Here is a 1,976-nt window from a genome sequence, read left to right as displayed (position 1 = left end):
CATACTATAATCCTTTTGAGTACGTTTTACATACTGATCTTTAGACTCTTCCATAACATTACATGTATTGTGTAACGCTATATTAGGACGAGACAGAGTATTAAAAAAAAAAGCTGTAGTGATAAATTTATTAGACAGCTTTTTTTTGTTCCTACTTTAAGGAAAACTAGTAAGCTAATACTTTGTCGACGGTCAAGACTCTACTGGCTTCTCCATCAATAAGTTTATACTGTATCTGTCTGTTTTTAGGAGACTCTTTGTCTTTAATAGCACTTTCGGCTAAAGGAAATCTACGTACAAAAGTGCTTTCAACTATAGCAAAATCGTCATTACCTTGGTAACCTACAAATTTTTCAGAATCATCAATTGTATTATCATAGCTAATCTGGCTCATTGACTTACCATTATTGATAGAATAACCTATGATATCACCTTTTTTAGATCCGTCAGTCGACTGTAGATAAACCAATACTTCAGGAAATCCATCAATATTTAAATCACCAATCTCAGCTTTCACCACTGTATAGCCATTCAACTCGTGAGAAACACGACTATTATCGATTTCAAGTCCATAAGGTTGGATAAATAGTGTATCGTTTAGAACTTCTACCTCATAAGAGAAGTTATTCCAGTTTAAAAACGAAGCAAATGATCGTAAGTCAACTTGTGCAGGATCCAATTGTCCGTCAATTTGCTTATAATCACCTTCAATTGAAGCTCCACCAGAACAAAAGAAATTTAATAGATTTGCATCTTGTTCAAACTCAGTTCCTACAGATAGAACACTGTCTTTTAGTGTAAAGAAGATATTCTTGCCATCGTAGCTTGCTTTCAGACTATCTCTGCCTACTAAAGATGCATCAGCATCAAATCTACAAGTTGGAGTTTTAATATCACTACGCGAGCGCACAGCAATGCGTGCAGTCGTATCAGTTAATGCAACAACTTCAACGCCTACCCAATCGTAGCCTTCAGCACGATTATTATAATCAGAGTCTGCATAACATCCCGATAAATCGTGAGTTGTAGCTGGTGTTAAATCTTTTTTCATACCACCACAGCTTAAAATTGATAATGAGGCAACGCCCAAAACAAATAATTTAATTTTCATAATCACTAATACTATTTACTTACTATTTCTAGTAAAAAAATTTACTTATTTTTTGCAAAGGTAGATGCTTATTCTTATTTGAGCAATCTAGCTCCTACTTATTATTCGAAAGTAAGCCTTATTTAACGTATAAATTCTTATCTACCTCTACTATTATTACTAAACTGCCCTTCGCACTATAAATACATCGTTTGCTACTTCAAATATTAACTCAATTTAAGATTAAAAGTTAGACTTGATCAGCATTATTCTACGACTCGTTTACGTCAGAAATTGTTTACTCTATTTGTTAAAACAATGATTTACATATTTTAATATAGTATAAAAATAAAAACAGTTATAGCTACCTATCCTGGTAGATAAACCCATCCTGAAGACAACTAAACAACTAATTAACTATTGTTTACCAATTAAAATATTTAAACAAAACTGACTCGTATAAGTGTTAAAATCAAGACTCTTTAAAAATATATTTGAACTTTTTTTCCAATGTGTTTGCACGTTAATATTTTTACATTACCTTTGCAACGCAATCGACAGAAAAACGATATGCAAATGCACTCATAGCTCAGTTGGTAGAGCAATTGACTCTTAATCAATGGGTCCAGGGTTCGAATCCCTGTGGGTGTACAATCAATACTGATTATCAAATAGTTACTGCAAAGCGGGACTAAATCAGGGACTAAAAACAGATAGAGAAGTACTACAAAGTGCTTCTCTATTTTCTTATTCACATATCCAGTTTTTTTGGCTCAGTTCGGATCATACCGGGGCTCACATCATATTCTTGGGGATTTAACATATTAAGCAAATAGCTCTGTTGCTCTAAAGAGGAAGAACTTAGTGTCTGTAATTCCTCTGAAAG

General features: G+C 33.4%; 1 protein-coding gene and 1 tRNA gene. One reads left to right on the top strand and one right to left on the bottom strand.

The annotated features are described in order from the left end of the window. Positions 1–166: 166 nt before the first annotated feature. Positions 167–1,111 (bottom strand): hypothetical protein, encoded by a 945-nt coding sequence (locus B091_RS12405; RefSeq protein WP_018110137.1) that lies wholly within the window; start codon positions 1,109–1,111, stop codon positions 167–169. Positions 1,112–1,668: 557 nt separating this feature from the next. Between B091_RS12405 and B091_RS0111480 the strand changes: the two genes are divergently transcribed. Continuing rightward, a tRNA-Lys gene (locus tag B091_RS0111480) sits at positions 1,669–1,741 on the top strand. Positions 1,742–1,976: the final 235 nt, after the last annotated feature.

The sequence above is a fragment of the Bacteroides propionicifaciens DSM 19291 = JCM 14649 genome (assembly GCF_000375405.1).
In the GTDB taxonomy this organism is placed as follows: Bacteria; Bacteroidota; Bacteroidia; order Bacteroidales; family Bacteroidaceae; genus Bacteroides_E; species Bacteroides_E propionicifaciens.
The sequence above is the reverse complement of the archived record's forward strand: the minus strand, read 5'-3'. Positions and strand labels throughout refer to the sequence as shown.

Coding starts and splice junctions, on each gene's coding strand:
- B091_RS12405 (WP_018110137.1), bottom strand. CDS start 1,111: ATGAAAATTAAATTATTTGTTTTGGGCGTTGCCTCATTATCAATTTTA.